This is a genomic window from Alicyclobacillus sacchari, from assembly GCF_004366795.1.
GTDB classification, from domain to species: Bacteria; Bacillota; Bacilli; order Alicyclobacillales; family Alicyclobacillaceae; genus Alicyclobacillus; species Alicyclobacillus sacchari.
On sequence record NZ_SORF01000004.1, the window covers coordinates 31,883 to 58,252 of the forward strand.

Here is a 26,370-nt window from a genome sequence, read left to right on the forward strand (position 1 = left end):
TTGCGATTTACGCTTGCGACTTCCCGCTTTCCTGTGATGAACGATGTTGCACAACCGCAACCGTACAGCGCGAAACGCAGACAAGTCGATTCCGCTCATCGACGATCCGCACGTCCCACACCATCGATGTCGCGCCACGGTGCAACGGCGTTGCGGTAGCCGTGACTGTTCCTTCCCGAACGGATCGGATATGATTTGCATTGATTTCCATCCCGACAGCCGCTTTGTCCGGTGAGTTGAGATTGAGGGCAGCAGCAAGACTGGCTGCAGATTCCGCCAACGCTACACTGGCACCGCCATGCAGCAAGCCCATGGGCTGATGTGTACGTGCGTCCACAGGCATCGTCATGACAACCCGATCCGGCGACGCCTCCACAACTTCCATCCCCAAATGTGCCATCAACGTGTTCGGCAACGCGTCCCGAATATCCATGATTACACCTCATTCACTGAAATTGGATTGTTTTCTTCCATGTCCCACCGCGGCAAGGTCTCTCCGTACACCGTTCGCAGGACGAGCGCTCGGCATGGTATTCCGGCGTTGCGCCACGCCAAGGTCATCTCGTCCGCAACCGCTGTGGCAACTTCGGGTTTGCACCAAGCCAATAAGGTGGGACCTGCACCGCTGAGCGTCACCGCATATGCGCCTGCAGCCACCGCTGCCCGTTCCACCTCGTCGGCTCCCGGTACCAGCCGTTTGCGATAAGGCTCGTGAAACGTGTCGACAATACCCCCGCGCAGCAGATCGAGATCCGGTTTGGCGAGTGCCAGCATGAGGCGTGCGCACTGCGCGACGTTCTCGATCGCGTCGGCACGCCGATACGAATCTGGCAATACGCGCCGTGCCACTTCCGTGCTCAGCGCAAAATCGGGCGTCGCCGCGACAAAGCGCAGTTGATCTGGAATCGGCACCGCCGTTGTCCGCAATCCTGCGCGATCGTGAAATGCAAGCACCCCCCCGCCAAACAGCGCCGGAGCCACGTTGTCGGGATGACCCTCCATGGCTGTCGCCAAGCTGAGAAGTCGCTCCCGCGTGAGCACGCGATCCGGCGCAAATCGGGTGAGCAAACCATTGGCCAGGACGAGTCCGCCAACGATTGCCGACGCGCTTGATCCCAAGCCGGACGAGACGGGAATCTGATTGTCCAAATGGAGGGCAAACGATGGCAAATCGTCAAGTGCGACACCCGCGGCCGCCAGGGCGTTGCGCAAGGACTGCATCACGACGTTGTCCGCCGTCTTGGGAAGCGAATCAGCCGATTCTCCGGTCACGTGGATGGCAAATGGACGGTCCATCGCGATCGTAAACGAGTTATACAGCTCTAAAGCCAGGCCGAGGCAGTCAAATCCCGGACCGAGGTTCGCCGATGTCGCGGGTACGCGCACGGAGAGTGTGAGACCCATGGTTGAAGAACTCATCGCCGGCCTCCAAGGGCTTCCATGACCGATGCAAGATTGCCATCCACAACTTCGGCCGTATCGCCAGCCAAGCGAATCGCGCTATCAGGGTCCTTGAGGCCGTTTCCTGTTAGCACGCAGACGATGGTTTCACCTGGCGCGAGTGCGCCTGCTCGATGACGCTTGATGAGCCCCGCAACACTGGCGGCCGACGCCGGCTCGGCAAACACGCCTTCGCGTGCGATCAGGCGGTACGCATTCGCGATTTCGTCATCGGTGACAAAGTCGATCGCGCCGCCTGACACATCGGCAGCATGGACCGCCTTGTCCCAGGAAGCAGGATTGCCGATGCGGATGGCCGTCGCAAACGTCTCGGGATTGGCAATCGGCTCGCCGCGGACAATGGCTGCCGCGCCTTCCGCCTCAAAACCGTACATCCGCGGCTTGGACTGCACCTTACCCACGTGGTGATACGCCTCAAAGCCCATCCAATAGGCACTGATGTTGCCCGCATTGCCGACGGGGATGTACAGCGCATCCGGAGCGCGCCCGAGCACGTCGCAGATCTCAAAAGCGGCCGTTTGTTGGCCCAGCAAGCGGTATGGATTAATCGAATTGACGATTTCCATGCCAAGTGGTTCCGCCACTTCGCGCACGATGTCAAGAGCGCGATCGAAATTGCCGCGAATCGCCACAATGCGCGCACCATACTGCACCGCTTGGGCCAATTTGCCAAGCGCCACATAACCGTGTGGAATGAGGATGACAGCCTGCATGCCCGCACGAGCTGCATAGGCAGCCGCAGAAGCCGATGTATTGCCCGTGCTGGCGCAGATCACCGTCTGTTTACCGGCTTCCTTTGCCTTTGCAACGGCCATGACCATGCCTCGATCTTTAAACGATCCGGTAGGATTGGCTCCTTCAAATTTTAAGTAGACATGGCAGCCCATCTGCTCGCTTAAAGTCTCCGCATAAATGAGGGGCGTATTACCTTCGTGCAAGGTTAAACGCGGCGTCGAGTCGGTCACCGGAAGGAACGACTTATATTGCGCCAGTAATCCCGGCCATCCGCGATAAGTTTGTCCATCCATCTTCGTTGTTCTCCTTTAGCCAATCAGATTCCCATTCCAGCCATCCGCATCATCGACAGCGCCGACACACGGTTCAACCGAATTTTCATAGAAAACAGACTTGCCGTCAATCGATTGTTTGATTTTCCCGAATATCGGCGGGCTGCCTCGCATAGTAGGTCGTCCCGTGCGAGCCGCGCCACACCTGTTCCTGCGAGGACGCTGCGGCCAACAGACGCCGCATGGGCTCGTCCACCGGTTCTTGCGATAAAACAAACGTGTCGTGGTGAATGGGCAACAAGCGCTGCGCCTGCGTTTCGACAAACATGTCCCAAGCCTGTTCCGGCGTACAATGGGCATTCTCAAAGGGGTGTGGTGCATATGCACCTATTGGGATGAACGCCAATTGCGGCTTAAAATTCCGAACCGCGGTGAAATCAGTCCGCGCCGTATCGCCGGCGAAAAATACCGACCACGCATGCCGCCGAATGATATACCCTTGATACCCCATGTGTTGGTTCCAGGGATAACGACTCCCCCAGTGTCTCACTGCTTGCGCTGTGATCTCAAGGCCACAGTCAAGCGACACCGATTCCGATGGAGCCAATTCGTGAATGCAAAGCGGATGGTGGCGGCGAACCAACCAGCCTGTTCCCTGCGGCGTAACCACAACCGTGTTCGAGGATATGACCTTTCGCAAACTCGGATGGTCCAAATGGTCCATGTGGGCATGAGAAAGCACTACCACATCGACAGGTGTACAAGCGCTGGGTGCAAGAGCCGGATCGACATGTCGCTTCGGGCCAATGGTCAGCCCCAGAATGCGGACGCCAACTCGCCGGGAAAACACCGGATCGGTCAAAATGCGAATACCGTCGATTTGCAGCAAAACGGTGGAATGACCAATCCAGGTTACGTATAGTCCTTCTCGCCCCCAGTTCTCTGGATGCGGACGCTTTGCCGCCGCACGCTTTTTCGGTTTTGGCCAAGCGGATGTCGTTCGCCGATAGAGTATATAGAACGCACATGCGATGACGATGACAAAGATGACAATCCCGATGGTGATCCACACGATGCCCGTTCCTCCGTCTCTCTTGCATCAACACGCAACCAGGCGACTCAACCGGCCGCCTGGTTGGGGAGAATGAGGCTTACGACGCGGCTTTCTTCGCGCAAATGTTCGTCGAGCCGCCGGTTGGCGTCAGCCAAGGACAAACTGGTCAATGCATCTACCGTCTCCAAGAAGGACGCGCCACGCAAACGGTATGTGAGATACGTTTTCGCCAAATACGCATTTTGATCCAGACTCATGACAAACCGACCAATGGCCTTTTTACGAGCGCGTTCAAAAGCATCGGCGTCGATACCTGCCGCGCGAACATGAGTCACATACTGAGCGATACGATCCGCCAAGGTATGTGGATCGGGAGAGTTTCCCCCGATTACCGTGTAGCCGTAATGCTCGGTCAGCTCGTACTCCCAAGAGAATCCTTTGTCAATGAGTCCTGCATCCAGCAACTCGGTATAAATAGAACTCGTCTTTCCAAATAAAACATCGAGCACGACACCCGTCAACATCTCCTGCCTAAGTAGCTCCTTGCCAGTAGACGTGCCATGTGCTTCTTTCCAGCCGATGAGACAGCGCGGCTGTGCCACACTGAGACGAACCTCCTGCCAACGCGAGGCTGGTGTCGCCGGTTCCGGTGGATATAACCGTTCAATGACCGGTGCTTTGCCAAACGTCTTACGGGACTGATTTTGCTCGATCCAGGTGAGCATTTCCTCCGGATCGAACCCACCGACGACGACGAGAACCATATTGGAAGGATGGTAAAACGTTGTATAGCAATCGAGCAAGTCTGACCTTGTGATTTGATAAATCGACTCCACACTGCCCGCGATATCGATCCGCACCGGATGTTGCCGGTACATGGCAGCCAACAACTCCATGAACGCGCGGCGATCGGGATTGTCGTCTCCCATGCGAATTTCCTGTGCGATGATGCCCTTTTCCTTTTCGACATTCTCGTCCGTCAGATAAATTCGCTGGACAAAGTCAAGCAACGTGTTGAGGTTATCCTTGACGTCCGATGTGCAGGAGAAATAATACGCAGTCTCGTCAAACGTGGTGAACGCATTGACTGACGCGCCGTGTGCAGCGAACTGGGCAAACACGTCCACGTGCTCATCCTCAAACATCTTGTGTTCGAGAAAATGCGCAATCCCATCCGGTACACGCCGCTTTCTGCCATCGATGACAAACTCGTTGTCGATGGAGCCGTATTTGGTCGCAAACATGGCGAACGTCTGGTGAAAATTCGGCTTTGGCATGAGGCAAACCTCAAGGCCGTTGGCGAGCTTATGTTCGGTGACTGTAAGCTTAAGGAGATCGGCCTCTTTGCTCATCATGCCTCATCCTTTCGCGTCAGGAAGTACAACGTGCTCATTTCGATAGCCTGTGCCACTTTGGCAATCTCATCGCGCGTAACCCGTTCGAGATCGATCAACAGCTCATCGATGTCACGCTGGCGCCCACACAAGATCCCTTGATGATGCCAATTCGCAAGCGCCGCCGGTTGATCCAACAAGACCGTATATTGGTTGCACAGACTTCGGTACGTGTAAGCCAGCTCTTCGTCGGCAATCTTACCATTTCTTATGTCGTCCAATTGTTGCTCGATGATCGTCAGCGCTTGTGCGCGTTTTTCAGGACTAATGCCGGTCATCACCGCGAGCATCCCCGTCGTCTGGTCCAAATGCGACCAGACAGTGTAAGCGAGCGAGTTCCGCTCACGCACATGAATAAACAGCTTGGAGTGCGCAAAGCCGCCAAATATGCCATTCATCATGAGCAACTGTGGATATTCCGGATCTGCGTAGCCAATGCCTGTTCTATATGCAAGGTCAAGCTGACTTTGGTGCACGTCATCGTACTCCGTGACCTCGCGAACAGAACGATTCTCCAGTCGCGGAAGCACTTCCCGTTCTATGAGAGCCCCCGATCCACCGCCCATTTTCTCCGTCAACCGTTGTAACAACGCCGATCCCACCGACTCAAAGTCGGCGAACGGCCCGACGATATAGGCATGTGCTTCGGCATGGTGTAGCAATTCTTCATACGCTGCAAACACCCGTGCGGCGTCGAGCTTTGGCAATTCCTCGGCAAATCCAAGGCGTGGCAATGCCGCGGGTGTACCTTCACAGGCAATCGCGAAGCACCGCTGCAAGGCGAAACTCATTTTTTCGTCCCGCGCGGCCTCGATTCGCCGTCGGTGCAAATCGAGTTCCCGTTGCACCAGAGCGTCATCAAAGCAACCGTGTCCCTCCGAGTGATCAAAGAGAACATCGCATAGTAGGTCAACAGCGCGCTCTACCAATGAACCTTCCTCAACGAACGAAACGTCCGGAATACTCGCACTTACCTCGAGGATATGATAACCTCCGCGTTTACCGAGCGAAGTGCGCACACTCGTTCCGTATAGATCATCACATGCAGTCGTCAAACTGCGGGTCGAAGGAAACTTATCCGTTCCATTCATCCACATGTGGGGCAATAGTGCATAGGCAGTCAGATGCTGTGCATCCATCCGAACGTGTAGGCGGATGCTTACTTCCTTTGTGCGAAATCCGGCATGAGGCAGCATGTGTACGTGGCATCGCCCAGCGGATAGCTTTTGAAACGAATCCACACGATCACTCCCATCACCCGCTCATCTTCCGTATTATACCCTACTGGAACCTCTTGCATGACGAAACGGCGGCGGTCCCTGAACTGCATGCAGCTAGGACGTCGGTCTGACTCGCCGTTTCGCCGCCGATTCGCTCTGTTCGTCTTCTCTAAACGAGGCCGCAAACGTTCCGGTCCTTCGTCTGAACACGCGCCGCTCCACCTGCCATACTAGGGCAACAGTCGCTAACTGAACGAGACCCAGACCAAAAGACAAGAAACTCAGCCCACGGACGGCCTGTGGCGATTGGTGACGACAGATGAGGATGAACAAGATGGTTCCAGCGATTCGCCCGGCATTTTCGAACCACTCACGCACAACAATATGTGTCGTGCTCGGAACCTCATGCCCCGCGATTTCGTCCATCACATCATAGACATAACCCTGCAACGGCACGAGGAAAAACGGCAAGGTTGCCGATGTGACGCAGCCGTATAAGATAATCGTCCAAGGGCGGATCGGCAACAGAAAAAGACAAGCTGCACAGGCCATGCCTACAGCTCCCGCAACGAGCAACCGCCAACGAAAACGGCCAGAGAAACGCCCCGCAAAGAAGAATGCGGCGAACGACAACGCACCTTGCAGCAGCAAAAATTCGCCCAACTTCATTTCACTGCCGGTTGCGACGTAGACGAGCAATCCAATCAAAAACATAAACACGCCTTCACGAATTCCGTACAGCGACGAGGCAATCAGGATTTTGCGCCAGGGACGCCGCCGTAAAGCGCGAAACCCGAAGAACAGACGCAGGTCAGGCAGGCCTTGGCTATGTAATCGAAAACTGAGCAGCGTTGCCGCGATAAATAGAGCAAATGAAATCCCAAACACGACGTGGTATCCGGTGAGACCGCCAAAAAATGCGTCTTCACGGCTGATTAAAAGGCCAGCGACAGGTGGCGCGACGACATTGGCAACAGACGTCAACACGCCGAATATGCCAAAGAATGGTTCATGCCCCTTCTTGTCTGTGTACTCGATACTTAAAACATCAAACGCAAGCCAGTAAAAACCTTCTGCAACGCCTGTTAACAAGCCAAGCAATTCTGGCATGTGTGCAGCCTGCTCGCCGACCATCAGCGTGACGGCATAAAAAACGGCATGTAGAATGATGCCGATGCGCAAGGCCATGGCTGTCGACGTCTTCCGCGCCACCCAAGCGGCCACGACAAACGTGAACGGCAATGATATGAATACCAATAAGTTGTACCATGCAATAGCAGCAAACGAATGATCGACCTTGAAGAGAAAAATGTTGACGAATGTGTTGGACAAGCCAATGGATAAATGAAAGAAGCCGCTGACGACAAGCAGCCACCAAGCCATGGTCGGCAGTTTAAACGGCTGGCGATGCATGGCAATCCCCCTTGCTGCGGCACATCTGCGTCTTCCGCATGCCTGCGGCGCGCACCGTGGCATGAGTTTTGGTATGCAAATTTGCTTACGGCAACAACATGCTGCCTGCGGAACTGTAGTATGAGTCAAACCCGATTGAATGATGTGAACCACCTGTTGCATGGAGACGGAATACGGCCTGTGTTACGATGGTGGACATAGCATATCCGGAGGGACACAGATGACGGTGAATTACGATCATATCCTGCTTGGTGCGAACGTCTCCATCGCGAAGACGGGTCTGCTTGCTGCGGTCGAGGAAACCATTTCGTATGGTGCGAACACCTTCATGATTTACACACGCAGCAATCGCGGTGGGAAGGCTCGTCCCATTGAGCAATTCCATCGCGATGAAGCCACTGCGTTGATGCAGCAACACGGCATTGTCGATCCAGTGGTGCACCTGTCATATTTGGTCAATCTTGCAAGCCCCAAGCCCGAAACACGAGGCTATGGCATTGACGTGTTGCGTGAGGAAATTGGGCGCGTGGAATATCTGGGCATCCGCTATATCGTGATGCATCCCGGCTCACACGTCGGGGAAGGTGAGGATTTCGCCATTCGGCAGATTTCCGACGCTCTCAATGAAATCCTCACTGGCCACGAAAAACTGTGGATTTGTCTCGAAACGATGGCAGGGGACGGATCGAAAGTGGGAAACAGTCTTGAGGAGATTGCGGCCATTATCGATCGCGTTCAAAACCAGGACAAACTCGCTGTCTGCATCGATACGTGCCACAATTACGCGTTTGGCTACGATGTGGTGAATGACTTCGATGGCTTTCTGGAGACATTTGACCGCGTGATCGGCCTCGAGCGTTTGAAGGTCGTCCATATAAACGACTCGAAGAACCCGTTTGGCTCGCGCAAGGACCGCCATGCCAACGTCGGCGAAGGCACGCTGGGGGCAGAAGCCATCAAGCGCATCGTGCATCACCCGCAATTGCGCGGTATTCCGCAGATTCTCGAGACCCCGAACGGAAAGTACAAAGAGGAAATTGATTTTTTGCTGGACAGGATCTGAAGCTAAGGCCGCTTGAAACAACCAGCGGCCTTTCCTCTACAAATACCCCTTCTGCTTCAGCTTCTCAATATGCTTGTCCATTTCGGCTTCCATGTCGATGCCATAGAGGTCTTCGATCACGAACATCATCGACGTAGCAGTCTGAGCGACATCGAGCAGTTCACTGACAATAGCCCGTACGACTTCTTCATCCGGCTTACGATCCTGCTCTCCGGACAAGCCCCGAAACTTTCCGATGGCCTGGGCAAGTTCGCCGACTTCTTCTGTAATTTTCAACATTGTCGATTCAAGGGTTGGCGTTAGCCTTCCCAATCTCGGCAAAGAAATGGTCTTTCGTTCCACCCGACTCTTCTCCCTACCTAAGTCACCTATCGGATTTGGCAAACGTCGCGATCGCGTCGGCAAACGCCGACTGCAAACGGCCGACCAGCGAGAGATCACGCGCCTCCCACGCCACCTGACATTTATCCGCAGAAAGCTGTTGTAACCCAGTTACGTCTGGTAAAGATACATACGGTACATCGGGATGCGTCAACACGCGGTGGATCGGGAATACTTCGGTCAACGTGCCAGTAATAAAGATACCATCGACGGTGGCCAAATCTTTGGCGGGCAATTTGGTCTCTCGCACAGGAATGCCCAATCGATCGGCAAGCTGAATCACAAAACGGCGCGTAATACCGTTTAGGATATAACGATCCGCCGGCGCGGTGATCAACTGGTTGTCACGAACAAACCACAGGTTGGAACTTGCAGACTCAATCATGGCTCCGTCGCGGACCAACAACGCCTCATCGGCACCCATGTCGTGCGCTGTCTGTTTTGCCAGAATGTTGGGCAACAAGTTGATGGTTTTGATCCAAGCGTTTGCCCAGCGCTCATCGGCCATCATCAGCAACGTACCTGGTTCCTTGGCTATCTGCGATGCTACCGGTCGTACGGTGGCACTCACATTAGCCTTGACGGCGGGATTGGGAAACAAATGGTTGCGGATGGCCGAACCACGCGTAATCTGAAGGTAAATGGAAGCCTCCAGTTCCCCACTCTCGACAATGAGTCGTTCAATGAGTGTCGCACACTCGTCCTTGGTGAACGGCGGGGCGATGCGAATGGCTTGAAGGCTCATCCACAAGCGATCCAAATGCCAATCAAGTAAAAATGCTCGCCCGCCATAGCAGCGAATCACCTCATACACGCCATCGCCAAATTGGTGGCCGCGTTCATCCAATGGTACGATCCCGCTGTTTGGAGTCACAAACTGACCATTGTAGTACCCGACGATAGGCACGTAGCATCCCTCTTCCAACGCAAATTTTCATCATTATACCATCGCGTGATCGTGGTGACGAAAGATTCGATGTATAATTCATATGTGAGGACAAATGGAAGGAGGGCGTCATCTTTGGAGAACTGCTTGTTTTGCCAGATTATCGCGGGTGAAATTCCGTCGCAGAAAGTGTATGAAGACAAGTTCGTCTATGCATTTCAAGACATTCGCCCGCAGGCGCCGGTACATATTTTGGTAATTCCTAAGCGGCACATTTCGTCCGCACAAAGTGTTTTAGGCACAGACGGCGAGATCCTTGGTCATTTGCACACCATCATTCCGCAAATTGCAGAAAGCGCTGGCATTGCAGAAACAGGATACCGCGTTGTGACCAATGTCGGGCGTCACGGCCAACAAACCGTGCCACACCTACACTACCACATACTAGGTGGTCGGCAGTTAGGATGGCCGCCAGGTTAATCTGGCTGGCCGTCCGCCTGTCCAATCACATCAAGTGGTGGAATATCTGAACCGTTCAACACGAGATGCGGGATCACTTCAGCGCGTACGGTCGCAATCGCAGAACAGTATTTTTCTTCGCTGAGTCGGATTGCGCGCCAAGCTTTCGCTGCGGGGACTTCGCCCGTCATGTGATATGTCAGATGAATGCGCGTAAAAGCTTGCGGATATTCCTCCCTGCGCTCGCCCACAGCCTCGATTTCCAATCCCTCAAGAGGGACGCGCATCCTTTCTAAAATCATCGCGATATCAATACCTGTGCACCCCACCACCCCCATCAAGAGCAGTTCCATGGGGCGGTTACCCTGTCCCGTACCGCCTTCTTCCTTGCGAGCATCCATGTAAATGGTGTTGCCAGATGGCCCATCGGCCTGAAAGTGGCGTTGTCCAAGCCACTTGCTCGTAACCTTCATCTCCATATTGCGTCCCCTCCCCGCCACTATTGTACCAGCGGTACAGTTTGCGCGTCACTGTTCCCCATCGACAGTCATCGTTCCTTGCATACCTGGTTCCGGTACGCCCTGTCGATCCGAATAATAGCGAAAATGCCCCGTTTTGTCGGGAACGAACGACACGTCAACAGATTCACCGGGGTTGAGGTTCTGTGTGAAGATGTAGAAATCGGGTATGACAAAATTGTGAACCTGCGTTCCTTCATTTCGAACGCTAATTTGTACGGTCGTTCCCTTATCCACATCGATTGCGCTCGGCAGGATTTGCCCGTCCCGCAATGTGACCTGAATAGGGGCCGCCGCCACGACATTCAGCCAACCAGCTGCCCCTAAACTCACCGCGGTCACCAATACTGTTTGATACAATGCGCGCATCGTCTTCCTCCTGCTTTTGATCTATCAAAAGTAGGTTGACGAATCGTCGAACGAATTATTCCCTTTTGCAACATAAAAACCAATCATGTCCACTCACGTTACGTGAAATAGGGCTTGTTGCAGACATGCAAATGTAACTCCGGTGGTCGATCCGCCAATCGCTCCGACGACAACATCACTGACATGGTGCAATCCGCAGTACGCCCGAGCGATGGCCAACCAAATGGCCAAGCCCAATAATAGTGGAAAGTAGGGGCCAAGGTGATAGGCTCCGATGGCAAGTGCGAAACCTCCGGCCGCGTGATTACTTGGAAACGAATCACCCGGTTCATGCCAAAGCAATGGCTGCCATGGTTCCTCGTCAAAAGGTCTTGGGCGCCTAACGAGACGACTCACGGGCTCATGGAGGACTCGTACCATCACTGCGGATAGGATCGCACTGGCGGCACTCGTGACAGCTGTCATGCGCAACCCAGGATAGGCAAAGCCAGTGGAGCCCATGACGAGAATCATGAGGATGACGAGCGGTGTGTATTTGGCGCTAGTAATCATCGCGGAGTCAAACGCATAAGAGCAGCCCCACCTGGCTTCGATCCATTTCATGACCTTCGTGTCGACTTGTTCAATGTGCCTCCATACGGTCATGACTCGTCCCATTGTTTCTCCTTCTCAGTCATCGGATAGTTAGTCCCTCGAGCAAGCTGAGCGTGCAAATCACCCGTAAGTGCCTGTGAAAACGCCGGTACATTCGTCAACCATAGGTCTGCCTCGTGATTGTAAGTGTACGCCTGGCGGCTGAAGTTGGCACTTCCGATGATAAACACACGTCCTCCGTCGACGTCGAGAATCTTTGCGTGCATCAACTCTCCCTGGTAGGGTCGATAATATCGTATCAAAGCGCCTGCACTCTGCAACTCAGAAACCGCCTTACGGTTGTAAGTTTGGGAAGGATCGACAAGAACCGACACCTGTACACCGCGCGCCAGAGCGCTATGTAATGCGGCAATCACGTCGGCATCCGACAAATCAAATGCCTCCAGGTCGATCTCGCGACGCGCTTGCCCAATCGCATCGACCACCGCCTCGCCTATCCGACGATCGACGAGCAGCGGCTGTGGAAAGCTGGGGGTTTCTACGACTTGGCCGGAAGCACGTGCGAAGTCCCACTCGAAAAGTTCCTCAAATCTTTGGCTTTGCCCTGGAATGTAGACGGATGCGTCATTGTTGTTCCAACTGGCCTGCCCATAGTTCATGCCACCGAGTAACACATTGTTGTCCACGATTAACATTTTGACGTGATCAATCCCCTGCTTAATCTGGATTTGCTCGACCGGAATGCCGTCTTTTTGTAGAGCGGGCACGGCTATGGTGGTTGAGTGTGGTTCGGTGCTGTCGACGACGACACGGACGTCGACGCCTCGTCGATGTGCGTCTGCGAGGGCTTGAAGAATGTCCGAATCTGACAACTCGTATATGTCAAGATGCACTTCGCGTCGACTGGCCCGAATCATCTGTAAAGCTTTCTGTTTAATGTCCGGCCCCCACAACAATTCCATCCCGTTCTGAGCGTATGCAGGCTTCGGAAGCGTGTCCTGCGGATTGCCGCTTCCAAACGGCAGGATCCCGCAGCCGGTTAAACCAAGGCTGAGCGAGATGATGGTTGATGTCAACCAGTGGTGTTTTGTCGCGATACGCCGGACGCGCCCGGTATGTGTGCGACGCCCTTCGTCGATTCCGCAATATACAGGCTGTAGAAATTCATCCATGTCCAATCCCTCCATCGCAAACGGATGGATGATGAATTCCCCTCAAAGAATCCAAAACCTGTTTTCAATACAATATACATACAAAATGAGAAGTCTGTGATCCTTTTGTATATACGACGCCTGAGCCCAGCTTTGACACCTATCTTGACACGTCACCCATTACGAAAGTGCCCAGATGTGTTCAATCAAAAGTTGGCCCCTTTCTCCACCTCGCCGTTGGATGATGCCTGAAGCACCAAGCAACCGCCCGTATGGCGTGAACACAACCGCACCCTCCGTGCGATAGACAGATTCAAACATTGTTGCGTCTAGCATACCGGTTTCATCTTCCAGCGTAAAAAACACGACGGTACGCCCGCTTTTGGTCGGTGGACGGTGCGGGCGGATGGCCAAACCGGCGACTGTGACGCGATCGCCATCCGGTAGACAAAATGCCTCCGCAATGGTGATGTAACCAAGCTGCTGCAAATCGCGGCGATACAAGTCGAGCCAATGCCCGCTCATCCCAACTCCAACAAGCGTATATTCAGCAGCAAGCCGTTGTGCGAGCGAAGCTGGCCGCATGGCCGTTTGCGGCTGTTTTGTCATATGCATGGGCGGATGGAGCAAGGGCAACGCTCCCGACTGCCGCTGTGCAAACCATTGGGGAAGCAGCCAAATCAATTCGTTCCGATCCGCCTCTTCAATACGATCCAATGCGCCGACGCGCACCAGATGTTCAATATGCAATCGATCCGCCAGCGGCACACGGAGAATCAAATCGGCAGCGGATCGAAAAGGTCCCCCGCGGATTCTCTCCTCGTTAACAGCGGCTGCCACCACTTCGGGAAACCTCGATATCAAGCGCATCCCAAGCCGAATTTCGACTTCTGATGGCACTGTGCAATCCCACATACTCTCATTGATATCGATGGGCAAAACACGAATGCCGCGCCGCTTCGCTTCGGCGCAGATAACGTGCACTGGATAATACCCCATGGGCAATTGGTTCAGGATAGACGCGTAAAATAACGCCGGAACATGTTGTACAAGATACGCCGTCTTATATGCGGTGGTTGCAAACGCAGCCGCATGCGCTTCGCAAAAACCATAACTGGCGTAACTTTGGATATAGGAAAAAATCGTCGCAGCCACCGATTCTGCAATTCCGCTTTGTACCGCCTTTTGCATAAACAATTCTCCGATTCTTTCCATCTCAGTATGATTGCGCGCATGGCTCATGACACGCCGTAACTCATCCGCTTCCCCTGGCGTAAATCCGGCAATCGCAGTGGCAATTTCAATCACCTGCTCCTGAAACAGTACGACGCCGTATGTCTTACCCAAAATAGGCTCAAGTTTCGGGTGGAGATACGTCACCTGCTCACGTCCATGGCGCCGTGCAATAAACGGATCGACCATATTTCCAAGGATTGGTCCAGGACGAATCAGCGCGACGCTCGCCACGAGATCCTCGATCCCCGTCGCACCTAGCCGAGCCTGCAACGCGCGCTGCGCCGGGCTTTCAAGTTGAAACACGCCAATGGTGTCCCCGCGGCGAATCATCGAAAAGGTGGCTTCGTCATCAAGTGGGATGGCATCATAGTCGATTCTCCCGAATTTGGAACTCTCACGAATGGCCCCTTCTATCGCTGACATTGTTCGTAGTGACAGCAGATCCAGCTTGACAAGGCCCGCATCTTCCAGCATCCGCTTATCGTATGGTGTAATCCAATGGCCCGAAGCCGATGGTTGTAAACTCGTTACTTCAAATAAGGGACTGCTGCTGATCACGATCCCGCCGCTATGCATGCCAAAATGGCGTGGAAATCCAGCGATGTGACGAGCGATGGCAAACAGCCAAGAGAGCCTCTCCCGATATTCTTGAAACGCCTGCAGCTCCGGGACGCGCCTCAGTGCATCTTCTAGTTGATCGGCATGTGTCGACCAAGGGACGCGCTTGGCCAGTGCGTCGAGCAGGTCCTCCGGCAACGCGAGTGCAGCCCCAATGTCCCGCACTGCAGATCTTCCGCGAAACGTCTGATACGTTGCGACACGTGCCACTCGCTCCTGCCCGTACCTATGGTATACATAGTCGATCACCTCGTCTCGCCGATCGCTGGCAAAGTCGATATCGATATCTGGGCGCTCTGCCCGCTCGAGCGACATAAATCGCTCGAACAACAGTCCCCTGCCCGCCGCGTCGACATCTGTAATATACAAGCAGTACGCGACAGCGGAGTCGGCCGCGGAACCGCGTCCAGTACAACGAATCCCGCGGCTTCTCGCGAAACGGACAATATCCCAGACGACAAGAAAGTAATCGACATAGCCCAGTTCGCGAATGATGTCCAATTCATGCTGCAACCGCGCCATCGTGATACCATCGAGACGACCATAACGCTCTCTGGCTCCCGCAAACACAAGCTGCTCCAAGAGTGGATACCCACCTCGCCCGTCTTCCGTCCTATATGTGGGAAAGAGCGTTTTCCCTATGGGAAAAACAGCGGTGCAACGATCCGCAACTTCCACCGTCCGGGCAACCGCTTTTGGAAACTCGGCAAATCGCACAGCGGCCTCGTCGGCGTCGTGCAACCAGCCCATTCGGTTGAGCGGGCGCCCGGGGTGTGGTGTATAGACATCGCAACCGAGTGCAATGCAGCGCAATACATCCTGAACCGGAAACAATGGTTTGTTGGCAGCATGAACGTCGCTTGTAGCCACCAACGGCACGCCTGTACAACTCGATAATTCGGAAAGTAGCCGCATGCGCGATACATAACCGGGATAGCCGTCGGCAACAAGCTCTACATACAGCCGATGCCCGAATATCTCGCGATAGCGCTCGACCCAATGGCGTGCGCGCCCATATTCCTGCTTGGACAAGGCTTGTTGTAATTGGCCGTGGCGGCAACCAGATAACACAATCAACCCTTCGGATAGGCGAAACAAATCTGCCTCTGCCAACCGCGGTTGCATGCGACCGCCTTCTTGCGCATGCATGATGGTGAGCAATTCGCATAAATGGCGAAACCCTTCCCTGGTTTCGACGAGGACGGTGAGATGCGATCCGTCCTCCATCGTCAGCTCAGCTCCGGAAATCGGTTTGATTCCATAGATGGCCGCCCACCTATGAAATTCCGGCAGGCCGGCGATGGTGTTGTGATCTGTGAGCGCGAGCGCCGGCATGCGATACAGTGCAGCCTGTGCCACCAGTGACTCAATCGAAGAGGCGCCAGCTAGAAACGAATACGGCGAATGGCAGTGCAGATGAATGAACACCGCAGCACCTACCTTCTAATCCCAAATTTTATAGATGAACCATTGACCCGCGTCTTCTTCTAAATCCATCATTCCTCCGTCTTCCGTCCAAACGCGCATCATTTTTCGCTCACCTTCCCCCATCCACCAACATCCCATCTCAAACCACACATCGATCACGTCGACGATCGCACGCACAGTCTCTTGATCCTGGAATACCAGCGGCTCCCCGTCACGCCAGCGAGAGACCGCGATGGGTCTGCGGACGATCCGGCTCACCCGGACAGTCCCCCCAACACAGCGGCCAAGCGAAGTTCTCGAAAGTCTGGAACCGCGCCGATTCGAATCTTTGGAAACTTGCGAACCAGTTGTTCTCGCACGCATTGCAGCTTGGATTTGGCAGCGGCGCGCGCTGGTTCATATCCTTCGCCGAACAGCAAAAATCCGGACTGTACCGTCGGCAGCAATTGTACATCGACAGCTTCGAGTTCCATCTCCTCAAGCCAACGTCCCGCGACGCGATCCCGCCAGCCCTGCAGCTGCGCCATCACGGCATCCCCCTGATATACAGGCCGTTTGAAGGTTTTCATCCACTCGCCGCTCCCCGTATCCGTCTGCCAGCGAAGTGCAATCCGCCTTACGCCGGAATCTGAGCGAACGAGCTTTTGGCAAAGCCGTGCGGCAAGCGATTCCAAAACGCTGTCCCAGCCGTTTTCAGGCATCGGTTCACCAAGCGGCGAGCGCCATATCATCAAGTGCTCACCAGGTGGTGAATCGGCAACAATTGGACCGTACTGTCGCCTCTTGCCGATCCAGCGCCAAGATAGAGCCTCTGTGCCAAAACGAGAAACGAGCATGTCGTCCGTGACAGTATCTAAATCGTGCAAACGATGTACACCAAGATTGATAAGCTCGCTGCGGCACGACTTCGGAATCGCCGAAACGACGGCAATCGGCAGTGCATTCGTCCAGTCGAGAATGGGTTCACCCCCCGCCAACATGCTTGCAATCGCCGGTGAAATCAGAAGTTGTTGACGACCAACTCGGTAATACAAAGCCTGTGGCACACGTTCCATTCGGCTCCAGCGCACCAAGGCCTCTGCGGCAAATGGATGCTCCGCCAGGCCAACCCGGACTCGTTGCTCACCATTCAACAGGTCGTCAAACCGCCGGCAGATGGAACGGACTTCAGAAAGCGGTGGATGTCGGGATGGCAACTGGACAAAAAAAGCAAGTTGCCGAGGGAGTGTCTTGACAAATGGTGAAGCGTCCCAAAGCACCTGATAAACGGATGCGAGTGCTTGTGGCTCCACAATCGGCTCAACCACTTGCACATCTGGCATCAACGCCTTTGCCTGAGCTACAGACCATCCAATTTGCACACCCGCTTTCCTGGCTGAAATCGACACATCCGCAACACAGTCTTGGCTAACCGTCACAAACGGTCTATCCAAATCGGCCGAAAGCCCTTCTCCTTCACCGTAGAGCGTAAATTTCACGGTCTCACCACCAGAACGTATGTTCTGGTCTGATTATATGCAAAGCAAACAAGATATACAAACACACGTTCGCTCCAAATGAAGGAATGTTGATACTGAAACAAAAAAGCCTGTCGGATCGTCTACTTGTTTGAACCTGTCCGCCTGAAATGGCGACAAAAAGGGGATGGCCGAGCATGGGGATTGGCTTAGTGGTTACATTCGTTTTACTCGCATGTGTCATGGGATTGTTGTCGCGCCAAGTCGTCACCACAAACAGCGAACCCACGCAAAGTGAACAGGCACAAAGCGTACCTGAAGTCAAAGAAGGGAATACGCAGGCAAACACGAAGGCTACAAACGAAGATCTGATACTTTCCGATCAAGCGCAGGCACAGTAGCTACCGGGTGGCCATGGTCTGCCTACTCCATCCTGTCGCCAGTTCGAAAATGCGGCACGAGCCGCCCAACCGGATTTGTGCCGCCTCCCTGCAACCAAGTCGCAACATCCCAAGCGCTCACCGCCTCCATCGCTTGCCCAGTTTGACCCACAGCCGTTGCATCGCGCAAAGCGGCCTCCGTACTGCCAACCCATTGGGCCGTCCAGTCATGCGCGGCAGCAAGCAGCGACTCCTCATCCAGCCCAACGAAGCGAAAGACCCGAAGGGGATGCTCGTCTGCGTCCCAAATGAGATGAAACAAAGCTGTCAGGACATGTACACACAGCGGATCGGAATCATCACATGTACACTTGGCACCCCACCGCAACTTATCCGCAACGGAGTCACCGGGCAATACGTCAAGCTGATTAGACTTGAGAAACGCCTCAAATTCCGGGTCCCACTCGCCGGCAAAGTGGGCTGCCACCCAGTCAGGCCGCATGGCCAGCCATTTCGCAACAGCCTCGATATGTTCCTCATAATGAGCCAAAAACGGCAGAGCCACTTGACAACTGCGCCGTGGGCCACTGATGCGCACCTGTGCCCAGATTTCGCCGCGGAGCAATTCGGCGTGGACAACGGCACCGGCTTTGGCTTCCTGCCTTGCCTTGCGCACCCGCGCCTTGTCCACCGCATCCCACACCGGACGCCAAAACGGCTCCAGCACGCTTTTTTTCATACATCATCCTCCTCCCAAACGGTCTGCGGTGTCAATGCAAACAATTCGCGCAACGAATCGTCATCCAGTTCGGTCACCCACTCCTGCGATGACGAAACGACCGCTTCCGACAGCTCTCGTTTGCTTAAGATCATCTGATCGATCCGCTCTTCCAGCGTACCTGCACAGATCATCTTGTGTACCTGCACGTCTTTGGTTTGGCCAATCCGGTATGCCCTGTCGGTTGCCTGATCCTCGACCGCAGGATTCCACCAACGATCGTAATGAAAGACGTGATTCGCGCGCGTCAGATTGAGGCCAACACCGCCGGCGCGCAGCGACAACACCAAAATCGGCGACGGATCGCGGCCATTTTGAAACGATTCGACGATTTCGCCGCGACTGCGGGCAGCTAACCCCCCGTGCAAAAACTGCGGACGCACGCCGAACTCCGCTTCCATCGTGTCACACAAAATCTCGCCCATATCGCGAAACTGCGTGAAGACCAGCGCACATTCGCCATCCTCGACGACAATCCGCAACAGATCGATAAGCTGTCGCAGTTTTCCGCTGCGCCGCAACGAAGGTGTACCGCCGGAAATGAGACACGGATGATCGCAAACTTGCTTTAACCTCACCAACGTTGACAGAATCATCCCACGTCGGGACATCGCCTTGGTCCCCGCACCGATCCCGGTGAACAGCTGATCGACAAACGCCTGATACATGGCCGCTTGCTCGGCCGTCAAATAGGCCCGTTCATCGACTTCCCACTTCTCGGGCAGCTCCGTTTGAATATCAGGATCGGTCTTTCGCCGCCGCAACAATACAGGGCGTAAGAGCGCCTGCAGGCGTGCGATATCGGACGCGCTGTCTTTGTCACCGGAAGCGAGATCGGCAAACGTCCGGCGAAACCAGGCAAGGGTGCCTAGATAACCTGGATTGAGAAAGTCCATCAAAGCCCAAAGTTCTTCGAGCCGATTTTCGACCGGCGTACCTGTCAGTGCGACTCGATGGCGCCCTTTGAGCATCCGCAAGGCCCGCGCCTGCTTGGTGCTCGCATTCTTGATGTTCTGCGCTTCATCGATTGCGATCACGTCAAACGAACATGCCAAAAATGACTCGAGATCCCGTACCAACGTCGCGTAAGTCGTCATGATCAAATCGACTTTATCGACCGTCAAAGCCGCACCCAAATCGCGCAGCGGACCGTGATGCACGTATACCCGCAAATCGGGCGTAAACCGCTCCAACTCCGCCCGCCAATTGGCCAGCAGCGAAGTCGGGCATACCAACAAATGCACGCCCTGTGCCGCTCTTTCCTCCTTGAGCTTGAGCAAGTACGCAAGCAATTGCACCGTTTTGCCCAATCCCATATCGTCCGCCAGGCAAGCACCACAACCGATCTCCCGCAAATGCATCAACCAAGAGAACCCATGTGCCTGATAGTGGCGCAACTGCCCTCGCAGTCCGTGCGGCGGTTCCGCCGCAGGCACTTGCAGAGCATGTGCGAACACGTCCACCACGCGCTTGACTTCAGCCGCCTCTGATGCGAACTCGACCTCGAGGGAAAGCTCCCCCGATTCCTGCGCGAGGGCGATGGTACGCGACAGATCCAGTACTGTCGCCTTGCGATCCGCCCCGAGACCCAACCTCTCCAGCTCCCGCAAAATGTCCGCGATCGGAACCAACCGCCACGATCCTTCAACGCGAATGAACGGCGCCTGCTCCGCCACCATCTGTGCAAAATCCTGCTGCGACAACTCGCGGTCCTGGACGACAATGGACCAGTCGAAATCGACCAATTGCTGCGCATCGAGCCACTGGTGGCTGGTCGATGCAATAGAACGGTTGTCTCGTCCACCGCGCGCCTGCCTCACCAAAACCCGTACGCGAACATCTCCAGCCTGCTCTACCTTCGGCGTCTCAACGTAAAAACCGGCCGCCACAAGCGACGGAATCGATTGAACAAGCAGCGGGTAGACATCGTCCACCGCGATTTCTACACAGGTCGGCGCCGGGCGCGCCAAGGCGTCGGCAATTTCCGGACAATACCGCGCAGCCTCCCGCAATCTGGGCAGGATCCAAGCGTCCGGAGCCACTAACACGTCGCCGTCAATCCGCCATCTGCGCTCCTTCTGCCGCCACCAGTCGGACAGAGAAACAAGCTTGCCGGAAAATCGGTGGCGTACGTAAAACTGCAATGCCCAATCGGCGATGGGGGCGTCGGACGGCGGCGCTTGCAGCACAAAGGCCACCTCATAAAACGGCCTGCCGCTCCGATCCGCAAAGTCTGCCGCCGCCCAACCTGACTGGGCGAGTCCGCCGCGCACCGTTTTTGCCACAAGCCAACCGTCTGCGACAAACGCCGATTCCGACGCCGCCAGCGCACGGAGCCAAGCCGCCATGACCTCTGACTCGCCTCGATACATCACTCGATAGGGGCGTTCAGGCGCCGCCGCAGTATCCTCGACCCGCTCAAGGCGTGTGCGAGCGATGGCGTCGACAAGCTCAATCAACAGCCAATCGATCTCGTCGATTTCATTGAACATGCCGCTGATCTTCGGATCGCATTCCGCCATTGACAAAAGGCGAAAGCGCGCCGCCAAGAGCGGTCCGAGCGTCCAGGCCGGCGCCCACTTAGCCACGAATGTTCCATCGCCTGCGGCCACAATCACATCCGCGGCGGCGAGTGCCCACTGACGCAAAAGGCGTACATTTTCCGTTGACCCATTTTCGGCAGGCACTGCAATGGCCAACACGTCGCCCGCCGCGACGATGTGTGAAGCCAAGTCGCGCACTGCGATCAGCCAACGGTCTGCGGGGTTTGCATCCGATGCACTGTCGGCAAGTGCAGCCTCTACCATCGCCGGAAGCCCGAGTTTCGCATTGACGCCTTCACCCTGCATCTTCTCACCGCTTCCCAGACTTCAAAACCCTGTTCCACCATCATAACACCTGCCCCGGGATGGCGAAAACAGTGCTTGCGGGGGCGACCAAGCCCCCGCAAGCCACCATTACACTTCATCGCCTTCGAAATCGAAATCATCCGGATTGTCAATCGCTGCAAGTGTCGCGCCATCTCCTGGCGCCGACGGACCGTCTCGATGCGGCGATACGTTTTCCGCCTCTTCTGGCATATCATCTGGCCCGCGCTCAGACTGCAGCGAATGATGGACGGGGCGCGGATGTCTCCCCAACGTCGTTTTTTGTTCTTGCGAATCAGTCATCTTGTTGCCTCCCCAGGAACGAACTAGGCGCCGCTGATTGCGGATCCGTTACAAAGGTTCCCCAATCGACGCCGAGCATATCGGCCGCCAACCATCCGTAGATTGAAGTAGGCGTTGGACATGCGCAAACACCAACTCGCCGCAAGGAGGGATCGCATTGTTCAACAGCATTGCCGCCAACTGTCTTTTGGACTTTTTCGTATCCATGGGGCTCGTGATTGGGGGATCGCTCCTTGGAGGCGTTGCCGCACTTTTGACGCATCACGATCCGAATACGACAATGAGCACACTTGCCTCTGATCTGAAGGTATGGGCGATTGTCGCAGCGTTAGGGGGCTCCATGGACGTACTGCGCGTGATCGACCGCGGTGTATTCGGCCTGCATCCAGGGCCTATGGTGCGTCAATTCATCTACCTGGTCGCTGCATTTCTTGGCTGCCACATGGGCTATATTTTGATCCATTGGCTCACAACGGGGCGTGAGCAACCGTGAAACGTACACTCGCAGCGCTAGCGATTGGTGCACTCGCCGGCATGGCAGCCGCGACGGCCTATACCAGCCGCGACCTGCATCAAATGCATGTCGAGGTTAAGGCGCTCCGCCAAGCCAATGATCAACTGGAAAACGAAAATCAATTTTTGATTGCCGAACGAACCGATCCATCTCGCTACACATTGCGCAAAATCCAAATCGACTGCCCACAGGGCACGGATATCCTTTTGCAGACGGCCATCAAAAGGCAGGTTTTGCAAAGCCTTTCCTTCCTGATTGGAAAGTCAATGCAGATATTGGCGGATCACCCGTATATGCCTTCTGCCATCATCGACGTTCAGACCATCACGCTCGACAAGCGGCGCTACCGCCTTCACGTCACAGTCGTTATAATGACGAATGACACACTGCACCTGAATGTCCGTGGGCAACTTCAGGCGGAACTGTGAAAGGCGGAATCCAACCCATGCTATATAGCGAAATGACCAAAGAACAGCTACAGGCAGAAATGAAGGAACTGCAGCAAAAGGGACAGCAAGCGTATGATACCCAAAATTGGACGGAATACGAGGTTTATATGACCAAGTGGTATTTGGCTAAGAGTTACGAGATTCGGGATGAAGTCGACATCGAAATCGGACGAACCTATCGCATCGCTGAGGAATATGATCGCCTGACAGTGACGGCAATCGAGGGTGTCATGGCCTGGGGTGTCCGGCAAATGACCGGTGAGACAGCCGCCGTCCCCATCGCGCAACTCGAATTGCAAGACGAGGACGGCGCATAAGCGGCCCGTACAACCCGTTATCTCATCCTCACAGTTCCATCACAACCTCACAGTTCAATTACGACGTCCCTCAGCCGCTTGGGCGCCTGATTCAATACCTCTGCGCCTGTTTCGGTCACCGCCACCAAATCTTCAATCCGAACTCCAAATTGCCCGGGCAAATAAATGCCCGGCTCAATGCTCATCACCATGCCAGGCTCGAGCACTTGCTCATTGCCACCGACAACGAACGGCGCTTCGTGAATATCTAGCCCCACCCCGTGTCCTGTTCGATGTGTGAAATACGAGCCATACCCTGCACGTTCGATCACGCCGCGCACAACATCGTCAATCTCACCAAGCGTCACACCTGGCTTCACCGCTGCAATGCCAGCGAGGTTTGCAGCCAAAACACATTCGTAAACGTCGCGGAGTTGTGGTGATGGCTCGCCGACAATAAACGTGCGCGTGATATCACTGCAGTAACGATGAAATACGCCACCGGTATCGACAATGACCGCATGCCCGGGTTCGATCCCAGTGACGCCCGGCTCATGGTGAGGTTCTGCCGCATGTGCACCCGTTGCTACAATAGGTGGAAACGACATGCCCTCTGCACCAACGGACTGCCAAAGCGACTCGAGCGTCCTTGCCAGTTCACGTTCACTCACGCCTAGGCGAATGTGTTGCTTCACGGCACATACCACATCGTCCGCCTGCCGGGAAGCAGCACGCAAAAGCTCGAGTTCTGTAAGATCTTTCTTCACACGTAATTGGTTCACCATGGCATCACCCAATTGAAACGCAAGCCCTTGGGATACATGCATCCATGAGAGCAAGTGTCTTGCCGGCAACGTTCCATCGACGCCAATCATACGATGTGAGTCGGCCATCAGCGACGTGAGTAATCGGTATGGATCTTCACCGTCCCGCCATGTATGCACAGGTACTCCCATCGCTGCAGCCGGATCGGCAAACATTTCGTGCACTACAGCAAAACAGCGCCCATCCGCAAACACGGCCAGCGCGGATAAACGCTCTCCGCTTTCCAACCAAACACCGGTAAAGTAGTAGAAGTTTGCAGGGTGAGAAAGTACAATCGCTTCCATGTCGGTACGCATCAGGCCATCGGCAACCTTCCGTCGGCGCTCTGCGCACATATCCATGCTCATTGATCAAACCTCCAAACGCGGCTTTCTGATACCGACGAGAAAAGGGACACCACAAGGGCATCCCTTTTGCCACATCAACATGTTAACTCAGAAGTTACCGAGCGTCGACTCCTCCGCTTCATCGGTATCCGTGATGCGTGGTACGCGTAACGCACTCGCCACACCCCAGTAATAGAAAATCAAACTACCCACACCGACGATAATCGTATCCCACGGGGCAGGGATGACGATGGAATAAACCTTCGTATTTGTAAAGCTCCCCAAAAACGACATGACGCCAATGAACACGTAGTAAACAACGATCCAAAGCCCATTTTTCCAATCGGATCGCAATTGAGCGCGCGTCTGTGCATCGCGATCCATAAACGCAAAGTACAAAACTAACGATGCCAGTGTGAAACCGATAAGCAATGAGTCGGTCTGCCATCCTGCCCAGTAAATGATCCATGACGCAGCCAAAAATGCAAGGGGTGCGATGATATGGATTCCCTTCAACCGGTAAGGACGAACAAGGTCTGGTAACGTTCTGCGCAACGCAGTTACCGAAACAGGGCCAATCATATACGTCATGACCGTCGCCGATGTGACCGCGTCAACCAAACCGCTCCATGCGCTGAAACGGAATGGAAGCGTCCAAATGATAGACAGGATCAAGGTCATCCAGAGGCCTCCGCGCGGAATGCCTGTACGCGGGTCAATCTTGCCAATCACAGAATAGAAATACCCGTTTTTCGCCCAAGCGAACAGCGTGCGAGCCGTTCCGGACAAATAGATGTTGCCGGTGCCCGAAGGCGATAAAATGGCGTCTGCATAGATGATGACCGCAGCCCAGCCAAGACCCAGTGTCTCGAGAAGGTTGGCAAACGGCGATTTAAAATTGACACCGCTCCATCCCTGCGCCAAGTGGCTCGCAGGCACAGCGCCGATAAATGAAATCTGCAACAAGATGTAAATGGTAGACGCACCGATGACAGCAATGATGATGGCACGTGGAATATCGCGCTGCGGATTGCGAGCCTCGGCGCCGAAATCCACCGCTTGTCGGAAGCCAAGGAACGCAAAGACCAGTCCCCCGGCTGTCAAAGCCTGCATTGCACCATGCACTCCTCCGGGAGAAGCACCGCCAACGGCAAAGTTATGCGGGTGAAAGTGCACAAGCAGCAAAATAATGGTCAAAAGGGGTACGATAAACTTCAAGAGCGTCACGATAGTATTGATTTTTCCGAATACATTAACACTCCAATAGTTGATGAGAAAGAAAATGACCAAAAGTGCTATTTGCAGTAGATAACCCCACATGGTTACGTTTTGCGAAGCATCTTCGAGACCCGGTACATAGCTGGACATGTACCCGCGCACAGCCTCTGCCTCAACGCCAGCGACAGACGAATAAGCCATCATTGAGGCAAATCCGATGAGAAAACCTACCAACGAGCCATGTGTGTAGTCCGGATAGCGAACGAAACCGCCTGCACGTGGAATGGCAGCCGCCAGCTCACCATACACGAGTCCAATCAGCAAGACCGCGATGGCACCAAAAATCCACGCCATCCACGCGTCGCCGCCCGCAAAACCCACTGCCTTTTGCGAGGCAAACAACCACCCAGATCCAACCATTGAACCTATGCCTAATAAGGATAGGTCAAGAAGACTGAGCCTTCGCTTAAATTTACCTTGATCCATATACTCTCCCCTAACGTGTTAATATATCTGCCAAGGGCGACGACCCTTTGGCCTATTATATCATCGGACAGTGACATTTCGAACAATTCTGTTACGTGGACGACAAAAAATTTTCGGTTTTTGGCGAATCCACGCAAAATACCGCAAAATGAAGACAACAAATACGCAGGTCGCGAGCCAACCTGCGCATGAACCTGCACACCAATTGTCCTAACAGGC

Annotated in this window: 27 protein-coding genes; 6 read left to right on the forward strand and 21 right to left on the reverse strand. The window is 54.6% G+C overall.

Annotation, left to right across the window (positions count from 1 at the left end; translation table 11 throughout):
• Window positions 1-7 precede the first annotated feature (7 nt).
• The 7 genes from C7445_RS05115 to C7445_RS05145 form a co-directional block, all read right to left on the reverse strand.
• Complete coding sequence (locus C7445_RS05115) at window positions 8-433, reverse strand: hotdog fold thioesterase (protein WP_134158981.1); 426 nt, start codon at window positions 431-433, stop codon at window positions 8-10.
• A gap of 2 nt (window positions 434-435) precedes the next feature.
• Window positions 436-1,419 carry a homoserine kinase gene (thrB, locus tag C7445_RS05120; RefSeq protein ID WP_134158982.1) on the reverse strand — a complete coding sequence of 328 codons (984 nt, stop codon included), beginning with the start codon at window positions 1,417-1,419 and terminating at the stop codon, window positions 436-438.
• Window positions 1,416-2,489, reverse strand: a complete 1,074-nt coding sequence (gene thrC, locus C7445_RS05125; protein ID WP_134158983.1) for a threonine synthase — start codon at window positions 2,487-2,489, stop codon at window positions 1,416-1,418. The genes thrB and thrC overlap by 4 nt, the downstream gene beginning before the upstream one ends.
• 106 nt (window positions 2,490-2,595) lie before the next feature.
• A complete protein-coding gene (locus tag C7445_RS05130) occupies window positions 2,596-3,540 on the reverse strand; it encodes an MBL fold metallo-hydrolase (RefSeq protein ID WP_134158984.1) in 945 nt (314 codons plus the stop codon).
• A 47-nt stretch (window positions 3,541-3,587) separates the two neighbouring features.
• The gene (gene yfmH / locus C7445_RS05135) at window positions 3,588-4,874 is read right to left on the reverse strand and encodes an EF-P 5-aminopentanol modification-associated protein YfmH (protein ID WP_243834969.1); all 1,287 of its coding nucleotides are present in this window, start codon (window positions 4,872-4,874) and stop codon (window positions 3,588-3,590) included.
• On the reverse strand, window positions 4,874-6,157 hold the full coding sequence (gene yfmF, locus C7445_RS05140) for an EF-P 5-aminopentanol modification-associated protein YfmF (protein ID WP_243834970.1): 1,284 nt from the start codon (window positions 6,155-6,157) through the stop codon (window positions 4,874-4,876). The genes yfmH and yfmF overlap by 1 nt, the downstream gene beginning before the upstream one ends.
• Before the next feature lie 93 nt (window positions 6,158-6,250).
• Window positions 6,251-7,549, reverse strand: a complete 1,299-nt coding sequence (locus tag C7445_RS05145) for an MFS transporter (RefSeq protein ID WP_134158986.1) — start codon at window positions 7,547-7,549, stop codon at window positions 6,251-6,253.
• A gap of 220 nt (window positions 7,550-7,769) precedes the next feature.
• Between C7445_RS05145 and C7445_RS05150 the strand changes: the two genes are divergently transcribed.
• On the forward strand, window positions 7,770-8,612 hold the full coding sequence (locus C7445_RS05150) for a deoxyribonuclease IV (protein WP_134158987.1): 843 nt from the start codon (window positions 7,770-7,772) through the stop codon (window positions 8,610-8,612).
• Between the two features lie 36 nt (window positions 8,613-8,648).
• Here the strand turns inward: C7445_RS05150 and C7445_RS05155 are convergent, their stop codons facing one another.
• Complete coding sequence (locus C7445_RS05155) at window positions 8,649-8,954, reverse strand: MazG-like family protein (protein ID WP_134158988.1); 306 nt, start codon at window positions 8,952-8,954, stop codon at window positions 8,649-8,651.
• 22 nt (window positions 8,955-8,976) lie between these two features.
• Window positions 8,977-9,900 carry an aminotransferase class IV gene (locus tag C7445_RS05160; RefSeq protein ID WP_243834971.1) on the reverse strand — a complete coding sequence of 308 codons (924 nt, stop codon included), beginning with the start codon at window positions 9,898-9,900 and terminating at the stop codon, window positions 8,977-8,979.
• A gap of 114 nt (window positions 9,901-10,014) precedes the next feature.
• Here C7445_RS05160 and C7445_RS05165 point away from each other — a divergent pair, with 114 nt between their 5' ends.
• Window positions 10,015-10,359, forward strand: a complete 345-nt coding sequence (locus C7445_RS05165; protein WP_134158990.1) for a histidine triad nucleotide-binding protein — start codon at window positions 10,015-10,017, stop codon at window positions 10,357-10,359.
• On the opposite strand, the gene C7445_RS05170 is transcribed toward C7445_RS05165, so the two are convergent.
• The 7 genes from C7445_RS05170 to C7445_RS05200 form a co-directional block, all read right to left on the reverse strand.
• A complete protein-coding gene (locus tag C7445_RS05170) occupies window positions 10,356-10,817 on the reverse strand; it encodes an OsmC family protein (RefSeq protein ID WP_134158991.1) in 462 nt (153 codons plus the stop codon). The genes C7445_RS05165 and C7445_RS05170 overlap by 4 nt on opposite strands.
• 48 nt (window positions 10,818-10,865) lie before the next feature.
• Window positions 10,866-11,225 carry a cupredoxin domain-containing protein gene (locus C7445_RS05175; protein ID WP_134158992.1) on the reverse strand — a complete coding sequence of 120 codons (360 nt, stop codon included), beginning with the start codon at window positions 11,223-11,225 and terminating at the stop codon, window positions 10,866-10,868.
• Window positions 11,226-11,318: 93 nt separating this feature from the next.
• Entirely contained in the window at window positions 11,319-11,882 is a 564-nt protein-coding gene (locus tag C7445_RS05180; RefSeq protein WP_134158993.1) for a phosphatase PAP2 family protein, read from the reverse strand.
• On the reverse strand, window positions 11,867-12,991 hold the full coding sequence (locus C7445_RS05185) for a phospholipase D-like domain-containing protein (RefSeq protein WP_134158994.1): 1,125 nt from the start codon (window positions 12,989-12,991) through the stop codon (window positions 11,867-11,869). The genes C7445_RS05180 and C7445_RS05185 overlap by 16 nt, the downstream gene beginning before the upstream one ends.
• A 159-nt stretch (window positions 12,992-13,150) precedes the next feature.
• Window positions 13,151-16,252 carry a DNA polymerase III subunit alpha gene (locus C7445_RS05190; protein WP_134158995.1) on the reverse strand — a complete coding sequence of 1,034 codons (3,102 nt, stop codon included), beginning with the start codon at window positions 16,250-16,252 and terminating at the stop codon, window positions 13,151-13,153.
• Window positions 16,253-16,267: 15 nt separating this feature from the next.
• Window positions 16,268-16,510 carry a hypothetical protein gene (locus tag C7445_RS05195; protein WP_134158996.1) on the reverse strand — a complete coding sequence of 81 codons (243 nt, stop codon included), beginning with the start codon at window positions 16,508-16,510 and terminating at the stop codon, window positions 16,268-16,270.
• Window positions 16,507-17,730, reverse strand: coding sequence for a Y-family DNA polymerase (locus C7445_RS05200; RefSeq protein ID WP_166669007.1), 1,224 nt, complete (start codon window positions 17,728-17,730; stop codon window positions 16,507-16,509). Before C7445_RS05200 ends, C7445_RS05195 begins: the two co-directional genes overlap by 4 nt.
• Before the next feature lie 176 nt (window positions 17,731-17,906).
• Here C7445_RS05200 and C7445_RS05205 point away from each other — a divergent pair, with 176 nt between their 5' ends.
• Entirely contained in the window at window positions 17,907-18,110 is a 204-nt protein-coding gene (locus tag C7445_RS05205) for a hypothetical protein (protein WP_134158998.1), read from the forward strand.
• A gap of 22 nt (window positions 18,111-18,132) precedes the next feature.
• Here C7445_RS05205 and C7445_RS05210 read toward each other — a convergent pair whose 3' ends face one another.
• From C7445_RS05210 to C7445_RS05220, 3 genes are all read right to left on the reverse strand, one after another.
• Window positions 18,133-18,828 carry a hypothetical protein gene (locus C7445_RS05210; protein ID WP_134158999.1) on the reverse strand — a complete coding sequence of 232 codons (696 nt, stop codon included), beginning with the start codon at window positions 18,826-18,828 and terminating at the stop codon, window positions 18,133-18,135.
• Complete coding sequence (locus C7445_RS05215) at window positions 18,825-21,716, reverse strand: DEAD/DEAH box helicase (RefSeq protein ID WP_134159000.1); 2,892 nt, start codon at window positions 21,714-21,716, stop codon at window positions 18,825-18,827. The genes C7445_RS05210 and C7445_RS05215 overlap by 4 nt, the downstream gene beginning before the upstream one ends.
• Before the next feature lie 108 nt (window positions 21,717-21,824).
• Window positions 21,825-22,037, reverse strand: coding sequence for a hypothetical protein (locus tag C7445_RS05220; RefSeq protein ID WP_134159001.1), 213 nt, complete (start codon window positions 22,035-22,037; stop codon window positions 21,825-21,827).
• 157 nt (window positions 22,038-22,194) lie between these two features.
• Here C7445_RS05220 and C7445_RS05225 point away from each other — a divergent pair, with 157 nt between their 5' ends.
• Genes C7445_RS05225 through C7445_RS05235 form a run of 3 tightly spaced genes read left to right on the forward strand, consistent with a single transcriptional unit; the run spans window position 22,195 to window position 23,317 of the window.
• The gene (locus tag C7445_RS05225; protein ID WP_134159002.1) at window positions 22,195-22,530 is read left to right on the forward strand and encodes a YtrH family sporulation protein; all 336 of its coding nucleotides are present in this window, start codon (window positions 22,195-22,197) and stop codon (window positions 22,528-22,530) included.
• The gene (locus C7445_RS05230) at window positions 22,527-22,979 is read left to right on the forward strand and encodes a sporulation membrane protein YtrI (protein ID WP_243834972.1); all 453 of its coding nucleotides are present in this window, start codon (window positions 22,527-22,529) and stop codon (window positions 22,977-22,979) included. Before C7445_RS05225 ends, C7445_RS05230 begins: the two co-directional genes overlap by 4 nt.
• Before the next feature lie 17 nt (window positions 22,980-22,996).
• Window positions 22,997-23,317 carry a DUF1811 family protein gene (locus tag C7445_RS05235; RefSeq protein WP_134159003.1) on the forward strand — a complete coding sequence of 107 codons (321 nt, stop codon included), beginning with the start codon at window positions 22,997-22,999 and terminating at the stop codon, window positions 23,315-23,317.
• A gap of 47 nt (window positions 23,318-23,364) precedes the next feature.
• On the opposite strand, the gene C7445_RS05240 is transcribed toward C7445_RS05235, so the two are convergent.
• Window positions 23,365-24,468: a M24 family metallopeptidase gene (locus C7445_RS05240; protein ID WP_243834973.1), complete on the reverse strand. Its 1,104-nt coding sequence runs from the start codon at window positions 24,466-24,468 to the stop codon at window positions 23,365-23,367.
• An 87-nt stretch (window positions 24,469-24,555) separates the two neighbouring features.
• Complete coding sequence (locus tag C7445_RS05245; protein WP_134159004.1) at window positions 24,556-26,151, reverse strand: APC family permease; 1,596 nt, start codon at window positions 26,149-26,151, stop codon at window positions 24,556-24,558.
• Window positions 26,152-26,370 lie beyond the last annotated feature (219 nt).